This is a genomic window from Streptococcus suis YS161 (genome assembly GCF_002760245.1).
Lineage (GTDB): Bacteria > Bacillota > Bacilli > Lactobacillales > Streptococcaceae > Streptococcus > Streptococcus suis_I.
In genome coordinates, this window is the sequence record NZ_ASCA01000087.1 from 21,101 (window position 1) to 37,344 (window position 16,244).

General features: G+C 42.7%; 20 protein-coding genes and 1 riboswitch. Of the genes, 17 read left to right on the forward strand and 3 right to left on the reverse strand.

Annotated elements, in window-relative coordinates:
• Nucleotide 1: 1 nt before the first annotated feature.
• The 11 genes from comGC (at nucleotide 2) to SST111_RS10955 (ending at nucleotide 10,358) form a co-directional block, all read left to right on the forward strand.
• Nucleotides 2-283: a competence type IV pilus major pilin ComGC gene (comGC, locus tag SST111_RS10900; RefSeq protein ID WP_024376296.1), complete on the forward strand. Its 282-nt coding sequence runs from the start codon at nucleotides 2-4 to the stop codon at nucleotides 281-283.
• The gene (gene comGD / locus SST111_RS10905) at nucleotides 264-671 is read left to right on the forward strand and encodes a competence type IV pilus minor pilin ComGD (RefSeq protein ID WP_024419533.1); all 408 of its coding nucleotides are present in this window, start codon (nucleotides 264-266) and stop codon (nucleotides 669-671) included. The genes comGC and comGD overlap by 20 nt, the downstream gene beginning before the upstream one ends.
• Nucleotides 643-936, forward strand: a complete 294-nt coding sequence (comGE, locus tag SST111_RS10910; RefSeq protein WP_024419534.1) for a competence type IV pilus minor pilin ComGE — start codon at nucleotides 643-645, stop codon at nucleotides 934-936. Before comGD ends, comGE begins: the two co-directional genes overlap by 29 nt.
• Nucleotides 923-1,357, forward strand: a complete 435-nt coding sequence (gene comGF, locus SST111_RS10915; protein WP_024419535.1) for a competence type IV pilus minor pilin ComGF — start codon at nucleotides 923-925, stop codon at nucleotides 1,355-1,357. The genes comGE and comGF overlap by 14 nt, the downstream gene beginning before the upstream one ends.
• Entirely contained in the window at nucleotides 1,335-1,862 is a 528-nt protein-coding gene (comGG, locus tag SST111_RS10920; protein WP_099811335.1) for a competence type IV pilus minor pilin ComGG, read from the forward strand. Before comGF ends, comGG begins: the two co-directional genes overlap by 23 nt.
• Nucleotides 1,863-1,918: 56 nt before the next feature.
• The gene (locus tag SST111_RS10925) at nucleotides 1,919-2,872 is read left to right on the forward strand and encodes a class I SAM-dependent methyltransferase (protein ID WP_099811337.1); all 954 of its coding nucleotides are present in this window, start codon (nucleotides 1,919-1,921) and stop codon (nucleotides 2,870-2,872) included.
• A gap of 50 nt (nucleotides 2,873-2,922) precedes the next feature.
• The gene (locus tag SST111_RS10930; RefSeq protein ID WP_099811350.1) at nucleotides 2,923-4,110 is read left to right on the forward strand and encodes an acetate kinase; all 1,188 of its coding nucleotides are present in this window, start codon (nucleotides 2,923-2,925) and stop codon (nucleotides 4,108-4,110) included.
• Nucleotides 4,111-4,235: 125 nt separating this feature from the next.
• Nucleotides 4,236-4,380, forward strand: a riboswitch (THF riboswitch).
• A gap of 44 nt (nucleotides 4,381-4,424) precedes the next feature.
• The gene (locus SST111_RS10940; protein WP_099811354.1) at nucleotides 4,425-4,976 is read left to right on the forward strand and encodes a folate family ECF transporter S component; all 552 of its coding nucleotides are present in this window, start codon (nucleotides 4,425-4,427) and stop codon (nucleotides 4,974-4,976) included.
• 53 nt (nucleotides 4,977-5,029) lie between these two features.
• On the forward strand, nucleotides 5,030-6,286 hold the full coding sequence (locus tag SST111_RS10945; protein ID WP_099811356.1) for a bifunctional folylpolyglutamate synthase/dihydrofolate synthase: 1,257 nt from the start codon (nucleotides 5,030-5,032) through the stop codon (nucleotides 6,284-6,286).
• A 140-nt stretch (nucleotides 6,287-6,426) separates the two neighbouring features.
• Nucleotides 6,427-10,035 carry an SEC10/PgrA surface exclusion domain-containing protein gene (locus SST111_RS10950; RefSeq protein ID WP_099811358.1) on the forward strand — a complete coding sequence of 1,203 codons (3,609 nt, stop codon included), beginning with the start codon at nucleotides 6,427-6,429 and terminating at the stop codon, nucleotides 10,033-10,035.
• A 218-nt stretch (nucleotides 10,036-10,253) separates the two neighbouring features.
• The gene (locus SST111_RS10955; protein WP_257211909.1) at nucleotides 10,254-10,358 is read left to right on the forward strand and encodes a putative holin-like toxin; all 105 of its coding nucleotides are present in this window, start codon (nucleotides 10,254-10,256) and stop codon (nucleotides 10,356-10,358) included.
• 323 nt (nucleotides 10,359-10,681) lie between these two features.
• Here the strand turns inward: SST111_RS10955 and pepA are convergent, their stop codons facing one another.
• A complete protein-coding gene (pepA, locus tag SST111_RS10960; protein WP_099811363.1) occupies nucleotides 10,682-11,743 on the reverse strand; it encodes a glutamyl aminopeptidase in 1,062 nt (353 codons plus the stop codon).
• A gap of 146 nt (nucleotides 11,744-11,889) precedes the next feature.
• Here pepA and SST111_RS10965 point away from each other — a divergent pair, with 146 nt between their 5' ends.
• From SST111_RS10965 to ytpR, 4 genes are read left to right on the forward strand one after another with little or no spacing between them, the layout of a single operon-like run.
• Complete coding sequence (locus SST111_RS10965; protein ID WP_044682592.1) at nucleotides 11,890-12,174, forward strand: DUF4651 domain-containing protein; 285 nt, start codon at nucleotides 11,890-11,892, stop codon at nucleotides 12,172-12,174.
• Entirely contained in the window at nucleotides 12,171-12,491 is a 321-nt protein-coding gene (locus tag SST111_RS10970; protein WP_024375735.1) for a thioredoxin family protein, read from the forward strand. The genes SST111_RS10965 and SST111_RS10970 overlap by 4 nt, the downstream gene beginning before the upstream one ends.
• A gap of 44 nt (nucleotides 12,492-12,535) precedes the next feature.
• On the forward strand, nucleotides 12,536-13,492 hold the full coding sequence (locus tag SST111_RS10975; RefSeq protein WP_099811365.1) for a DUF1002 domain-containing protein: 957 nt from the start codon (nucleotides 12,536-12,538) through the stop codon (nucleotides 13,490-13,492).
• An 18-nt stretch (nucleotides 13,493-13,510) separates the two neighbouring features.
• Complete coding sequence (gene ytpR / locus SST111_RS10980; RefSeq protein ID WP_099811367.1) at nucleotides 13,511-14,134, forward strand: YtpR family tRNA-binding protein; 624 nt, start codon at nucleotides 13,511-13,513, stop codon at nucleotides 14,132-14,134.
• A gap of 31 nt (nucleotides 14,135-14,165) precedes the next feature.
• Here the strand turns inward: ytpR and SST111_RS10985 are convergent, their stop codons facing one another.
• Nucleotides 14,166-14,945, reverse strand: coding sequence for a DUF2785 domain-containing protein (locus SST111_RS10985; RefSeq protein WP_099811369.1), 780 nt, complete (start codon nucleotides 14,943-14,945; stop codon nucleotides 14,166-14,168).
• 54 nt (nucleotides 14,946-14,999) lie between these two features.
• Between SST111_RS10985 and SST111_RS10990 the strand changes: the two genes are divergently transcribed.
• Nucleotides 15,000-15,395, forward strand: coding sequence for a single-stranded DNA-binding protein (locus SST111_RS10990; RefSeq protein ID WP_099811371.1), 396 nt, complete (start codon nucleotides 15,000-15,002; stop codon nucleotides 15,393-15,395).
• A 126-nt stretch (nucleotides 15,396-15,521) separates the two neighbouring features.
• Here the strand turns inward: SST111_RS10990 and SST111_RS12240 are convergent, their stop codons facing one another.
• Complete coding sequence (locus tag SST111_RS12240) at nucleotides 15,522-15,758, reverse strand: hypothetical protein (protein WP_099811373.1); 237 nt, start codon at nucleotides 15,756-15,758, stop codon at nucleotides 15,522-15,524.
• A 197-nt stretch (nucleotides 15,759-15,955) separates the two neighbouring features.
• Here SST111_RS12240 and groES point away from each other — a divergent pair, with 197 nt between their 5' ends.
• Nucleotides 15,956-16,237 carry a co-chaperone GroES gene (gene groES, locus SST111_RS11000; RefSeq protein ID WP_023369107.1) on the forward strand — a complete coding sequence of 94 codons (282 nt, stop codon included), beginning with the start codon at nucleotides 15,956-15,958 and terminating at the stop codon, nucleotides 16,235-16,237.
• Nucleotides 16,238-16,244 lie beyond the last annotated feature (7 nt).

The window sequence follows — 16,244 nt, forward strand, 5'->3', positions numbered from 1 at the left end:
AATGAAAAAATTGTTGAAATTAAAAAAGAAAGCTTTCACTCTGGTGGAAATGTTAGTTGTTTTGGGTATTATTAGCCTGCTCTTGCTCATTTTTGTGCCTAATTTGAGCAAGCAAAAAGCAGCTGTTCAAGAGAAAGGAAATGCTGCCGTTGTCAAAGTAGTAGAGAGCCAGATGGAGCTCTATGAATTGGAACATGACAAGGAAGCAACGGTGGCAGACTTGCAAGCGGATGGCTATATTACTGAAAAACAAGCGGAGCAGTATGCTAAGGCGAAAAAATAAGGCTTTTACCCTATTTGAAAGCCTGCTGACCTTGTTGGTTGTCAGTTTTCTGGCAATCAGCCTGTCGGGAACAGTACAAACGGTCTTTCGGTCTGTTCAGGAAGAAATTTTTCTCTGGGAATTTGAGGCCATCTATAAAGACAGTCAGAAATTGGCAGCCAGTTCCCATCAAAAAGTGAACCTTGCTATCGGTGGACAGGAAGTTACAAATGGTTATCAGGCTGTAGAGGTGCCCAGAAACGTAGAGGTCTTGGAGGAGAAAAATATCAAATTTGAAGAAAATGGAGGAAATTCCTCACTGTCTAAAATTCGTTTTCGGCTTAGTCGAAAGACAGTCACATATCAATTATATATAGGGAGTGGTCGCTATAAGAAAACAGAAGAATAAGGCTTATATTTTGCTAGAAAGTCTGGTTGCCCTTGCGACCCTAGTGACTATTTGCAGCTTGATTTTGTCAGCTGTGGATGCAGGTCGTAGGCGACAGGCTTGGGAATTGGAACAACAGGAGGTTCTCAATCTAGCACAGATGGCTGTTCAGATCGGGCAAGATAACCTAGCCTTAAACGGTGTTACAGTTCAGGTTCAACGAACGGCGGATAAGATGATTGTTTTCCACGAGGGAAAGGAGGTTTTATCGGTTGTTAAAAAGTAAAATTCCCGCTTTTACTCTCTTGGAATGCTTGGTAGCCTTAGTCATCCTATCAGGAAGTCTTCTGGTCTTTGAAGGCTTGTCAAAACTGTTGGTTCAAGAAGCGCATTACCAAGGTCAGACTGTTCAAAAGGAATGGTTGGTCTTCTCTAGTCAATTGCGGTCGGAGTGGGACCAGGCTGAATTGGTCAAGGTTGAAAATGGCAAGGTCTATGTCAACAAAGGCGAACAGGCTTTAGCCTTTGGCAAGTCACGGTCGGATGATTTTCGGAAAACAAATGACAGGGGACAGGGCTATCAGCCCATGATTTATCAAGTAGACAGCGCAGCTATTTCCCAAAAAAACCAGCTGGTGCGTATCGACTTTAGCTTTAAAAACGGAGAGGAGCGGACCTTTATCTATGCTTTTAAAGAAAAAAGTTAAGGCGGGTATCCTGCTCTATGCCCTTTTGATGTTGGCGGTTTTTAGTCTCTTGCTTCAGTTTTATCTCCACCGCCAAGAAGCCGAAAGTCGCTTGGTTCAGGTGGCAAGGCAAGAAGCGACAGCCTATATCATGGCCCAGATGGTCTTGGATCAGGTTGAAGAGGAATTACAAGAGCGTGTAGCGATTGCCAAGAAGGTAGCAAGTCAAACAGAACAACAGAAGGGAGTTGAAGTAGCTGCTAGTGATACGGCTAATATTAAGGAAGAAGGGGAGATACAAGAAACAACAAGCACTAAGCCAGAACCAACTACAAAATCAGTTGACACATCATCAACTCAAAACGTGGAAAGCAAACCAATAGAAGATAAGGGAGCGGTCACTTTTCAGGAGGGTCAGGCTCGTTATCAACTTAAAGGAGACCAACTATTGGTTACAGTTGAGTTAACAAGTGATGGTCTGTATACCTATCAATTTCCTTTGGGGCTATCATCGGAAGGAGGGTGAGTTGACTTGCTCTCCTTTTTGGTGCAAAGTCTGTGAAATTTTGATAAGATAGGAGTATGAATTTTGAAAAGATCGAACAGGCTTACGACCTGCTATTAGAAAACGTACAGACTATCCAAAACCAGCTAGGTACCAATATCTATGATGCCATGATTGAGCAAAATGCTGCTTACGTAGCTGATCAACATGAGACGGACCTTGTTGTCAATAACAATCAGACCTTGAAACAACTAGATTTAACCAAGGAAGAATGGCGTCGTGCCTACCAATTCCTGCTCATCAAGGCCAATCAGACTGAACCCATGCAGTATAATCACCAGTTCACACCAGACTCTATCGGATTTATCCTATCTTTTCTAGTAGACCAATTGGTGCCGACTCAAAAGGTGACGGTTCTAGAAATTGGTTCGGGGACAGGCAATCTAGCTCAGACCATTCTCAACGCCAGTCAGAAAGAATTGGATTACTTGGGGATCGAAGTGGATGACCTCTTGATTGATTTGTCGGCAAGTATTGCGGATGTCATGCAGGCAGATATTTCTTTTGCTCAGGGAGATGCGGTACGTCCGCAGATTTTGAAGGAAAGCCAAATCATTCTTGCGGATTTGCCTATTGGCTACTATCCAGATGACCAGATTGCTAGCCGCTATCAGGTCGCCAGCCCAAATGAACATACCTACGCCCATCATTTACTCATGGAACAATCCCTCAAATATCTGGAAAAAGATGGCTTTGCGATTTTGTTGGCTCCAAATGATTTATTGACTAGTCCGCAAAGCGATTTACTGAAAGACTGGTTACAGGAGCAAGCCAATATTGTTGCCATGATTGCCCTGCCACCAAATCTCTTTGGGAAGGCTGCTATGGCCAAGTCTATTTTTGTCTTGCAAAAGAAAGCTGCAAGATCGTTGACGCCGTTTGTTTATCCCTTACAAAGTCTTCAAGAACCAGAAGCGATTCAGAAGTTCATGCTCAATTTCAAAAATTGGAAGCAAGAGAATGCAATTTAAGTGAAAATCTGTTATACTAATTAGGAAAACGCTTTAAAAAGGGGAACGATATGTCAAAAACAATTGCAATTAATGCAGGTAGTTCAAGTCTGAAATGGCAACTTTATCAAATGCCAGAAGAAACAGTGCTAGCGGCAGGGATTATTGAGCGCATCGGTTTGAACGATTCCATCTCAACAGTTAAGTATGATGGGAAGAAAGAAAGTGAAGTTTTAGATATTCCTAATCATACGGTTGCGGTTAAGATTCTCCTAGAAGACTTGCTTAAGCACAACATCATTGCTGCTTACGAGGAAATTACTGGTATCGGACACCGTGTTGTTGCAGGTGGAGAGATTTTCAAAGAATCAGCTGTTATTGGACCAAAAGAGGTTGAGCAAATTGAAGAACTAAGTGCTTTGGCACCACTTCATAACCCTGCACACGTAGCAGCAATTCGTGCATTTGAGGAAGTACTACCAGAAGTTTTGAATGTAGCTGTTTTTGATACAGCCTTTCACACTACGATGCCAAAGCATGCCTATCTTTATCCGATTCCACAAAAGTACTATACCGACCACAAGGTTCGTAAGTATGGAGCGCACGGAACTAGTCACTATTATGTAGCGCATGAGGCAGCAAAAGTATTGGGACGTCCGATTGAGGAATTAAAATTGATTACGGCTCACATCGGAAACGGTGTATCTATTACTGCCAACTACCATGGTCAATCAGTTGACACTTCTATGGGCTTCACTCCTCTAGCTGGTCCAATGATGGGAACTCGTTCGGGAGATATTGATCCAGCGATTATTCCTTACTTGATTGCAAATGTTGATGAGTTGAAGGATGCTGCAGACGTTGTTAACATGTTGAATAAACAATCAGGTTTGCTTGGTGTATCTGGCTTCTCAAGTGATATGCGTGATATTGAAGCAGGCATCCAAGCTCACAATCCAGATGCAGTGTTGGCCTACAATATTTTCATTGATCGTATTAAGAAATTTATCGGTCAGTATCTTGCAGTTTTAAATGGGGCAGATGCTATTGTCTTCACGGCAGGTATGGGTGAAAATGCACCGCTTATGCGCAATGACGTAGTAGAAGGCTTGTCTTGGTTCGGTATTGAGTTGGACCCAGAAAAGAATGTATTTGGCAACTATGGTGACATTTCAACGGCAGAATCAAAAGTTCGTGTCTTGGTTATTCCGACGGATGAAGAATTGGTTATTGCGCGTGAAGTGGAACGCTTGAAATAAGAAAAACGAACTGGTAGTCGGAGACTGCCAGTTTCTCTTATAGTTTATACCTTTAGAAAGGTATAGTTTTTAGCAAGTGGTCAAAATATATAGTGTGTGATACAATAGACTAGCAAAGAAATTTGCACAGAGTAGATGGTTTGCGTCAAGTGTATGTGGATGGGATGTTGCCACATAACGAAGCTGATCTTTGCTTGTATCTGATGTCTCCTAGAGTAGGAACATTGGTCCTGGCTGAGAGCAGCGCGGTAAACCATTGCATCCGCTGTCGAATACACACGACAGCTCCATTTTTTGAAAAAGGAGCATTTTTTATGGAAAAGAAAATTCCAAAACTAACGGTGCAGTTGTTGGCTGCTATTGCGATGACCCTTGCCTTGGTCATGATTGTGGAGAACTATTTCTCTATTCGGATTTCTGATACTTTACAGGTTCAGTTTACCTTCATTCCCAATACTATTTTGGGAGCTATTGCGGGTCCGGTTTGGGCAGCTGTCTTTGCGGCTATTTCAGACCCAGTCTTTGTCTTGTTTAGCGGGCAAACAGTCCTCTTCACTTGGATTTTGATTGAGGCGGTATCGGCTTTTATCTACGGCTGGTTCTTCTATCGAAAACCGCTAGACACCAAGAACAAGGCTGATTGGCTCTATGTTGCAGGGGTTGTTGTCTTGATTCAGGTTGTAATTTCCTTTATCATGACACCGATTGCCCTCCATTTCCATTTTGGAACACCTTGGATTGTTCTGTATAGCAGTCGTCTGATTAAGGCAGTTTTTGAAATTCCATTACGGATTGTCGTGACCATGCTTATCTTGCCAAGTTTACAAAAAATACCTGAATTGGCCAAGTTAATGGGCATTAAATAAAACAGTATCAAGCAACAGGTCATCCCCCTGTTGCTTTTTATAGAGAGGGAATCATGAATTATCAAGAAACTCGCCGGTGGCTATCGAATCGCCCTGCTTCTGATTTGGAACACGGGATTGCACGTGTCAACTGGATTTTGGAACGCTTGGACAATCCCCAACTTCAAGTTCCGACCGTTCACTTCGTAGGGACAAATGGTAAAGGTTCGACCTTGAATGCGTTACAGTCTATCTTACGGTCTTCGGATTACACCGTCGGCCGCTTTACATCACCGTCTATCATTGATTTTCGAGAGCAGATTGTCTTTAAGCAAGAGATGATTTCAGAGGAAGATTTTTCGAGGATTGTGACAGACTTGCAACCCTTGATTGAGGACTTGGACCAGACGGCTGGACTGGATGCCATCTCGGAGTTTGAGATTGTAGTAGTGGCTATGTTTGTCTACTTTGCCTACTACCAGCGTCCCGACATTCTCTTGGTGGAGGCAGGCATGGGCGGTTTGCAGGATGCGACCAATGTCCTTGCCCCATTGGCAGTAGTTTGCCCGTCCATTGGCTTGGATCATCAGGCATTTTTGGGGGAGACTCACGCAGCCATAGCCCGTCACAAGGTCGCCGTCTTGCGTGAGCGGGTTCCCCTCCTCTATGCGACCGATTTGCCAGAAGTGGTGACAGTTTTTGAGGAGCAGGCTCGTCAGCTTCAGAATCCGACCTATGCGGTGGGGCGGGAGATTCTTTTGGAAAATAGCAGAGCAGGCTTTGCAGTTTCAAGCCCCTTCGGTCGAGTTGAGGATTTGAGACTACAGATGCAGGGGCGTCACCAAGAGGTCAACGCAGCCTTGGCAGTGACAACTGCCCAGCTCATCAAACCTTATTTTCCAACAATTACCAATGAAACCATCCGCCAGGGCTTGTCCCAAGCCATCTGGCCGGGCCGTTTAGAGTTGATTAGACCTAATCTCATGATTGACGGAGCCCACAATAATGAAAGCATCGCCGTCCTGACACAACACTTGGAAGAAAAGTATGCTGACAGGGATATTGAAATCCTCTTTGCAGCCATCAATACCAAGCCGGTCGATCAGATGTTGTCCCAGCTCAGTCAATTTGGACCTGTTAGCGTTACGACTTTTGACGATTTCAGAGCGGTACAGTTAGAAGATTATCCGTCAGGCTATGAACGAGTTCAGACCTATCAGGAATGGTTGGAGCAGGCGGACTTGGACAATCCTCAAAAACTCTACCTGATTACGGGGTCATTGTATTTCATTACCTATGTGAGGAAGTATATTTTAGAAAAGTTATTCTGATATTAAAATTTTTCCAAAAAATGTTTTGACAAAATTCTTAAAAATCATGCAAAATACTTGACAAAAGCCCTGCTATACTAGTATAGCAGGGCTTGACACTTCGGCCAAGCCCTTCCTATTAGCCTAAACAGGAGGAAACAATGAAAAAGAACAAGTATATATATGGTACGATCGCCGCAACCACTGCTATCACCCTTGCAACCGTTGGTGCGTCTACCGTATCAGCAGATACACAATATGGTATTGTTTTAAACCGTGTGACAGGCGAGTGGCAAACTGTCAATCGTACCACAGGCGAAATTGTAAAATCTGAACCAAACGGTACATACTCTACATATGACGAAGCAAACGCAGGTTTATCCTCATGGTTAGAAACTCAAGCATCAACTGTTGAAACACCAGTAACTGAAACAACTGTTGCGGAAGCGCCTCAAACATCAGCTGATATTAAACCAGCTATTGATGCACAACAAGCTGTTGTTGATGCTACTGCTCAAGATGCAACTAACGCTCAAGCTGATGCAGACGCAGCTAACCAAGCTGTTACCACTGCTCAAGCAGACGTTGACGCCGCAACCCAAGCTGTCAAAGACGCTGAAGCTAATGCTGTTAACACAACACCAGAAAACATTGCAGCTAACCAAGCTGATCAAGCAGCTAACCTTGCAGACCAAACTGCTAACGCTACTGAAACAGATGAAGTCAACGCTGAAATCGCATCACAAACACAGACAGTTGCAGACGCACAAGTTGCGGTCGATACTGCTCAAGCAGAAAAAGCCCAAGCTGATAGCGCCGTTACTGCTGCTGAAGCTGATGTAAAAGCAGCTCAAGACGCTATTTCTGGTACTGGTCTTGCTGAAGCTCAAGCAACCCTTGACCAAGCAACTAAAGATGTCACAACTGCACAAGACAACGTTACAACTGCTACTACAGCTGTTGATACAGCTAAGAAAGCAGATGCAGACCGCCGAACTGCAATTGACGCAGCAACAACTGACCTGGCAGTTAAAACAGATGCTGTTGATACAGCAAAAGCAAAATTGACGACTGCAACTGAAGCAAAAAGTATTACTGAGACGAATTTATTAAAAGCTGAGGAAGATCTTCAAAAAGCAAGTAAGAATTTTGATAATTTTCGAGAACAAACGATACTCATAGAGGCAAAGAAAGTAGCTGAAGAAGCAAAGAGTGCCTACCAAGACGTAAAGACGAAGGTAGAAGATACCCAAGGCGAGCTAGACAAACAAAAAGAATATCAGAATAGTCTTGTTAGTGCTGTTAATAGAGCTACTGAGAATCTTAATCAAGCTATTGAAGAAGAGAGCAAGTTGCAAGAAAAGTTGGCAACTGCACAAGAGGAATTATCTAAACAAAGATCATTACTAGAGGAAGCTACTAGCGATCTATCAGAAAAAACATTAGCCCTTTCGAAAACTGAAGAAGCGTACAAGGAAAAGCAGAATGAACTAGAGCAATTAAAGGAAAATCTGGTTGGTAAAGATTTAACAGGGATCTATCGAGTTGAGTTATCACCAAGTTTAACTCGTTGGAGTTTGCGTCCTGGTAGACCTGAAATAGTGATAACTTCCGAGGATTCTGAAGAGTTCAAACAATTGACATCTGAGCAACAAAGTCTGTATCGTCAACGTAAGCAAGAGACGGATGCTTTATATAAGAAAGCCGCAATAATCTTTGGCGATAAGCGGATGGGGCAAGTAGACGGTTCTATTCAAGTTGCTCCAGAATCAGATAAGGATCGCTTAGTAGATATTCACAATATGAGTTTTGAAGACTATGTGGAAATCAATGAGCTTGGAGCTCGAATTCTAAATGATTTGCGCTATCAAACTAGTCAAAAGGCTGGGGAATCGGATACATTTGCACCTTCAATTATCACAACAGGTAGTATCGAAATTAGTAAGAATATCGTAGAAGCATATAGTAACTTACCAAAGCATCCGAGAGGGCATGTGCTTTCCATCTTGGATAAATTCGGAGGTCCTTCAATTGTAGAAAATTACTATAGCGCGGGCAGGTATTCTGTTCCGGGTCAGGGTGAGAAAAAATCTATTTATAGTATGTATCATCTCAAGCAAGCTCTAATTACCTCTATCACTAATTCAACTCTTAATGATGCTCATTACTATGATGGTCACGCTAAATTAAATATGGATTATAAGAGTGGAACAGTTGGCTTTGGTTTTTCCATCACAGTTGGGGGAGTCTTACAAGTACATACCTTTAGTAGAATTGCAATCGGTCCATATGGAACTAAGGAAGAAAACGATAGCGATAAATACAATTATACTAACGAACGTTATTTAAATTCACTCATACCAAGAGCACAAGCAAATCAGGAGAAGATTGATGACCTGAGGGAAGTGTTGGAGAAAGCAAAATCAGAGCTACTTGAACTCCAAAACAAACTAGCTAATAGTCAACAGATTGTTCAAGAAAAACAATTGACAGTAGAGTTGGCTTCTCAAAAAGTAGAAGAACTGGCAACAAGAACTGATACTGTTGCAATGGCAAGACAGGAGTTGGAAAGTCAAGAAAACCTACTAAAAGATTCAAAATCTAGTATTTTAACCTTATCTAATGATTTAGAACGTTTACGAAGTGATTTAATTGAAAAGGAATCATTACAAGAACAAGCACAGGTTAAATATCACCAACTAGAAGAACAGGTTTCCAATGAAAAAGTCAAACTTCAGTCGCTTCTAGTTCAAGCTCAAGCAGCTCTCACAGTAGCACAAACTGCATCTGACGCAGCTAAAGCTGAATTGACTAAAGCAAGTGCTGATTACGCTACCGCACTTGAAGCAAAAACCGCAGCAGAAAAAACTCTTGCTGATGCTACTGCAACACCACTTCAAACACAAGTTGCTGAAAACAACCTACGTCTTGCAGAAATTGCACTTCAAAATGCAGAAGCTCGCAAGGCAGATGCACAAAAAGCAGTTGACAACTTCTCAGCTGATTTGGCAACTAAGAAAGCTGCACTTGATACAGCGAAAGCTGACCTTGCTCAAGCACAAGCTACTGCTACTGCAAAAGCAACTGCTCTTGAAACAGCTAAAGCTGAGCTTGCTACACAAAAGGCAACACTTGATAGCTTGAACAAAGAAAAAGCAACTCTTCTTGCAGAAAAAGACCGCTTGGTTGAAGAAGCAAAAGCACTTGCTACTGAGTTGAAAGGTTATCTTGAAGCACCAGCTATTCTTGCTGACGCACAAGCAACACTTGTTGAAAAACAAACTGCTCTTGTAGACGCACAAGCTAAAGCTGAAACTGCACAAGACAAACTTGAAACTGTTACTGCTAAACTTGCTGAAGAAAAAGCTAAATTGTCTGAACTTCAAGCAGAGTACGACAAACTCAAAGACCTTGAAGACAAAGCAAAAGATAATGTCATTGCAACACTTCCAGACGGAACAATTGTTGCAGTACCAAAAGATGCACCAACTGCTGTTGAAAAACCAGCTATCAACATTGATGCAGTCAAAGACGCTCTTGATAAAGGTCAAGATGTGACAGTTGTTGACGGTAAGGTTGTGGTGGCGAACCCACAAGCAGGTGTCACCGTGACACAAACAGCTACTGGAGAAAAAGTGACATACTCACGTGTAGAACGTGCTAAGGCCTTGCCAAACACAGGGGAGCAAACAAGTTTGTTGGCACTCGCAGGTGTGGCAGTATTATCTAGTCTTGGTCTTGCAAGTGCAAGAAGACGCAAACAAGGATAGGTAGCGAATATGAAAAAAATCTTCTTACTATGACAGTAGGAAGATTTTTTGGATTGCTAAAAATTTCGGAAAGACTACGCTATTCCAACAATTTTTAGGGATGAAATATGATACACTAGATGAGTAGAAAAGTGAAGACGGTAGCTCTTGATTTTCTGAAAGTGAGGTGATGCCTATGGGCAATTCATCAAAATCTGACGGAAAGGAGGAGCGTTCTTTTGACAGCTTTTGAAGTTGTGCAGATGATTTTAAGTTTCGGTGGTTTCACAGTTGCTTTGATTGGTTTGTGCTATAAAATCTTCAAAGATAATGACAAAAAATAATCCGTCCCCACTTTTGCGCGAGTAGGACGAATTAAATCTGTAATACGAGCCGCCGTCTTTTTAACGGTTCTACATGGGGTTGGTTTGCAGACCAACTCCTTTTCTATTTCCATTATATCAGATTACTTGTAAAATGCAAACGCTATGTTAACTTAACTTTGGTGATTCGTTTGCTATAGGTTTGTTTCTTATAGTAGGCTCAGACTTATCGGTGAATACCATAATATGACGATACAGGTTAGAGAGCGTTTACTGCTATATTATTTTTTACTAGTTGGGTAGACTCAGCGATCATAGGGGACTTTTTCGCTTTGCATAACTGTCTAATAACTCTTGATCAAATCAACCGTTGAGCGGTCTAGTTTTTTAACGATGGCTTGCAAGAAGGCTTGAGCTTCTAAGAAGTCATCCATGCTGTAGAGAGTTTGATGGGAGTGGATGTAGCGAGCGCAGACGCCGATTGTCGTTGATGGAACACCATGGTTTTTCAAGTGGGCTGCACCGGCATCTGTTCCACCTTTACCACAGTAGTATTGGAATTTGACACCTGCTTCTTCGGCAGTTGTGAGGAGGAAGTCTTTCATGTTTTTTAACATGATATGACCTGGATCATAGAAACGAAGCAGAGTTCCGTTACCAATTTTTCCTTGGTCGCCATAGATGTCGCCAGCTGGTGAGCAATCAACAGCAAGGAAAATGTCTGGATTGAACTTGGTTGTAGAAGCATGAGCTCCACGTAAGCCAACCTCTTCTTGCACATTGGCCCCAGCAATCAACTGATTTGGCAATGCTTGACCGGATAGGTTTTCCAGTAATTCAGTCACCATAAGGACACCATAGCGGTTGTCCCAAGCCTTAGAAATAACATTTTTTCCGTTGGCAGTAAGGATAGTTTCATTTTTGGGAACGAGGACATCCCCCGGACGAACACCGAAAGCCCAGGCTTCGTCATAATTGGCAAAACCAGCATCGAAAATAATATCAGCAATGGCAGGCATGCCAGGAGCGTTAGCCCCCCGTGAAAGGTGAGGTGGTACTGAGCCTGAGATGGCTGGAATGGTCCGACCGTCCTGCAGCTGAAGAGTGAAGGCTTGGCTAGAAACAACCAGAGGATTCCAGCCACCTAGCTCAACAACACGGAAAGTACCGTCTGGCTTGATTTGGCTAATCATAAAGCCAACTTCATCCATGTGAGCGGCCACTAGGATACGAGGAGCATTTTCAACAGCCGTATCCTTAATGCCAAAAATTCCACCTAGCCCATCTGTTTCAATGCGGTCCACATGTGGCGTGATTTTCTGGCGGATGTGGTTGCGAACCTGTCCTTCAAATCCCGGTAAGCTTTGCAATTCTGTAACTTCTTTAATTTTTTCAAAAAGAGTCATTCTTCTTCCTCCATGACATGATTACTACTATTTTATCACGAAGAGCTAGACTTGTCTTGAAAATATAGAAAAATGTTTGTCTCAGCTGTCACAAGTCCAATGGCATTTTTGGGAAAAATCCTGGGAAATATGATAAAATAGTCAACATGAAAAAGAAAAAGACAGCCTTACTAGCAGGCTTATTGGGGGCAGGTGTGCTCACCGCTAGTGCTCAATTTTACCGTAAAATCCAAGAAGACCGTAAAAAAGCACAGGCCTTGCAGGAGGTGCGTGACTTTTTCGCTGATTTAGGAGAGATTGCCACGGTCTATGTGGATGAAACAGCTTCAACTCGTGACCAGCTTATTGGCGGGGTTGTGATGGAGGCAGGACAGGTGTTTTTATTTGAAAATACCAAAGGTTCTATTCAGTACAGGGAGGAAGAAAGATGATTTTTCCAACAAATCTTGAAGAAGTAGCTGCCTTGATTGAAGATGGTAAGCCAACTGTTTTTCTATTTGTGACGACTTGGTGTGGAGATTGCCACTATATCAAACCGCATTTGCCAGCTATCGAAGAAGCTTTTCCAGATTTCCGTTTTGTGCAACTGGACCGAGATGACTTTATGCCTTTGGCACAGGAATGGGCTATTTTAGGCATTCCAAGTCTGGTTGTTTTGGAAAATGGTAAGGAAATCGGTCGTTTTGTCGATAAGAATCGCAAGACCAAGGAAGAAATCATGAACTTCTTATCTGGGTTGGGTAGATAAATTAGCAGAGAAGCTCTGCCATTTCCCAAAAGAAAGGAAAGAACATGAAGAAATCACTAGGAAAAATCCTTCTAGCACCTGTGGTGCTGGGGTTGGGTTTGAGTCTTGCTCCCTTGGTGCAGGCTGAGATTCAAACAGATGTTATCAATGAAAAATGGGGCAAGCCAACACTGGCCTACGGTGGAGGTTTGTCAGATGCGCAGGCAACAGAGGTTAACAATCTATTTGGTATTTCGGATGTTAATAATGTCAGTCGTCAGGTGGTTGTTGGTACGGATATGGACCAATATTTAGGTACATCTGGAGCGGACACGGCCTCTCTTTACTCGTCTGTCTTGGTGCAAAAGCAGGACGCTGGCAAAGGGGTTGTGGTGGATATCAAGACTCCGCAGAACATCACCTTGATTACCGAAACGCAGTATGCCAATGCGGCTATTACAGCTGGTGCGACAGATGTCTTGATTGACGTTGCGGCACCCATTCAGGTGACGGGAGAGTCCGCCCTGACAGGTGTTTACAAGGCTCTTGCAGCCAATGGTGAAACAGTTGATACCGCTCGAACTGAAGTAGCTCAACAGGAGCTAGAGACAGTCAATGAAGTGGCAACGGCTCACACAGGTGACACTAATTTTGATAGTTCGGCCTTGGATAAGGCAGTAGCAGAAATCAAGACAGCTCTTGCCGACTACAAAAAGTCTAATGGTCAGGTAGCTTCCGAATCAGACATCAATACTATGATTAACGATGTCTTGGCCAATAACGGTTTGGAAAATGTCATCACAGCAGATGAAATTTCTAAGCTAGTCACATTTGCCAAAGCTTATCAGGAAACCTCTGCTATTGATTCGGCTGAGGTTGCTGCCCAGCTCAACCAGTTCAAGCAACAGGCGGAGCAACAAATTTCAGAAGCCTATAAGAATCTACAAGATTCAGGGATTTTAGAAAAAATCGGTGCCTTCTTTGAAAATCTTTGGAAAGGCTTGACCGGTCTATTTGCATAAAGGAGAAATGAAAAAGAAATGATTTTTACATATAATAAAGAACAGGTTGGCGATGTCCTTATGGTGATTGTGGCTGAAGACAAGGGGCAGCCTGTTCAGTTTGAACGCAAGGGTCAAGTGGCGCGTGTTTTCCTAGAGGACACAGGAAAAACAGTAGCCTGGAATATTTTTGAAGCATCAAGTTTGGTTGAGATTGCTGGAAATGGTCAAGTTTTCATGACAGACGAGCAAGTTGCGACCTTGAATGCTGAATTGGCTAAGGAAGGTTTTGCTGAAGGCTTGGTTAACGACAATGCTCCAAAGTTCGTAGTCGGTCAGATTGCGGAATTGGTTCCTCATCCAGACAGCGACCACCTCAATATCTGTCAGGTCAATGTTGGGGACAAAACGGTGCAAATCGTAGCTGGTGCCCCAAATGCTGCCCAAGGATTGAAAACCATTGTGGCTCTTCCGGGGGCAATGATGCCGAGCGGTAGCCTGATTTTCTCAGGAAAACTACGTGGTGAAAATAGCTTTGGTATGATGTGCAGTCCGCGTGAATTGGCTCTACCAAACGCCCCACAAGTCCGTGGTATTATCGAATTAGACGACTCCGCAGTAGTCGGAGAAGCCTTTGATCCAGTTAAACACTGGAAGGGATAGAAAAGAAGAATTGGTCGCTTGGCCAATTCTTTTATGCTGGTTCAATTTTTCCTTCAATAGCCTGTTCGATTTCTTCGGTCGATGCTTGATGTGACCTAAGTTGGAAGTAAAGACTAGACAGAAAATGTTGGAGATTGAGCCACCGGAAGTAGTCTACTGGTTCTTGATTTGGAAAGTCCAGCTTGCTAATCCATCCTGTCAGCTCTTGGCTGGTTACTTTTTCATTCAGTAGTAAATATATAAGAATTTGTGCTAGACGGATTTCCTCGCCAGCTGAGAAAACTTTACTTTGTTTAGTTAGACAAGTGACAATAGTTTGCCAGACTTCTTTGCTTTTTTCAGCGGGAAATTGATCATGACAGCTTGCAGCCAGAAGAAAATCTGCTCCGTGGGCAACGGTATGGATCCAACCGAGTTTTTCATCGTAGCCAGACCAGTCATTTTCAATCGCCAAATAATCCAAGGCCTGCTGGAAGAGTAGCTCACGGTCGTTAGTGCTTAAAAATGCATGATAAATAGACTCTGGCTCATTATCGACAGACAGCAACAGACAGTAAAGTAGGCAAGTAAAACTTCGTTTTTGTGTGGAACCTTCTGGGGAAAATGGCTTGGTTTCTTGAGAGAATTGCAGTAGCGACTGTGCTTGCTCTCTTGTAATCAAGCCCCCCAAAAAGATGTGGCAAAAACTAGCATAGACCAGTTCGTCGCGTATAGCAGGGTCTGGATGGCCGATGTTTTCCAACAACCAATCCAGTTCGGCATTGGTATATGGTTGGGAGGTCTGTATCTTTTCCATCAAAAATTCTTTCATGATTTTCGCTCCTTTTCTAATCCTTCTACGAATAAATAAGTAGGAGGATATAAAATGTATAATAAAGTTATTTTAATCGGTCGCTTGACGGCCCAACCTGAACTCACACAAACACCAAACGGAAAAAATCTGACTCGTGTAACCGTCGCAGTCAATCGCCGATTTAAGACAGAAAATGGCGAACGTGAAGCAGATTTTCTCAATGTTATTTTCTGGGGCAAACTGGCGGAAACGCTTGTTTCCTATGGCAGCAAGGGTAGTCTGATTTCTATTGACGGTGAGTTGCGAACCCGTAAATACGAAAAAGACGGCAGCAACCACTATGTGACGGAAATCTTGGGCAATACCTTCCAGCTGCTCGAAAGTCGGGCTCAACGTGCCATGCGTGAAAACAATACTGGTGATGACCTAGCTGACTTGGTCTTGGAAGAGGAGGAATTACCGTTTTAAAGCAATATCGGTCCTAAGACTGATGGAGAACGAGAAAAAGTAGGCTATACTATAGTCAATCCTAAATATTTTTCATATCTCCTTAAAAACACCGACGAAAGTTGGTGTTTTTTGCTACTTATTTCTCTATTTCCACCATTCTATCAGCATGATAATTAGAGAAAGTAGGAGAACTCCGTAGAAGAAAAAGATGATGTAATGAGGGTGGCTAAAGAAAAATATCCAGACTAGCCAGAGTAGATAGGCGAATATCATTTTCCCCCAAAAGCCTAATTTACGTTTTAAAAACCATTCAGCAAAACTTTCGTGGGCTGAAAATCGGCTTTCTAGGTAATCTGTTTTTAGTTCTCTAAAAAATTTCATAAATCCCCCTTAACTTTTTAATAATAGTATAGCATAGTTTACCAATAATGAATAGGTAAATTCTGTCTCATACTTAAGAAGGATTTTTACGAAAAAGGAATAGAATTTCCTTGACTATTTTTGACCAAGTGATACAATAGGAAATGTGAATTAGCACTCGGAGGTGAAGAGTGCTAAAAATACCAGGAGGTAATAAGATGTTGAAACCATTGGGCGATCGTATCGTCGTAAAAATTGAAGAAAAAGAACAAACAGTTGGTGGCTTTGTCCTTGCAGGTGCAAGCCAAGAAAAGACAAAAGAAGCAAGTGTCCTAGCGATTGGGCAAGGGATTCGTACCTTGAACGGAGACTTGGTTGCCCCAGCGGTGGCAGTTGGAGATACTGTTTTGATTGATGCTCATGCTGGTGTAGAAGTCAAAGACGGTGATCAGAACGTTCACATCATCCGTGAAGCAGACATTTTGGCAATTGTAGAATAAGAGGTAG